We start from the raw sequence: 436 nt of genomic DNA, 5'->3' as shown, positions 1-436 counted from the left end.
GTATTAATATTATGCATTTTAACCTGCTGGATGAAACAGATGCCTTTCATAATATCTTTCGTTTATACGAGATGAAGGAGAAATATCCATTAACCGGTATGATTGAATTTCATTTTGTGGAGATTCCTAAACTAATCACTGCCTGGAAGAAGAATCAGCTGGATCCGTGGGAGGATGTCTTAACACGCTGGCTGCTGCTGTTAGGAACTGTTGATAGACGAAAGAATCACTTCTACAATGATATCTATCAGGAATTGGAGGAGATTGCAATGGTGGATAAAACATTACATGTTGCGATGCGGGTTTGGGAAGATTTAAGCCGTACAGAAGAAGAGCGCTGGGAATATGAAACACGTTTGAAGCAAATTTTAGATGAGCAATCCAAGAAGCGGGATAGAGAGTTATTGGAACAGGAAATGGAAGAGATGAAAGAGCA

The 436-nt window shown here is 39.4% G+C and carries 1 protein-coding gene; it reads left to right on the top strand.

Features of this window, described 5'->3' with window-relative positions; all coding sequences use genetic code 11:
- The coding region (locus FLK20_RS21425; RefSeq protein WP_194165722.1) for a PD-(D/E)XK nuclease family transposase at window positions 1-436 on the top strand (436 nt) is incomplete at both ends.

This window comes from Oceanobacillus sp. CFH 90083 (genome assembly GCF_009389585.1).
Classification (GTDB): Bacteria; Bacillota; Bacilli; order Bacillales; family Amphibacillaceae; genus Oceanobacillus.
The sequence above is the reverse complement of the archived record's forward strand: the minus strand, read 5'-3'. Positions and strand labels throughout refer to the sequence as shown.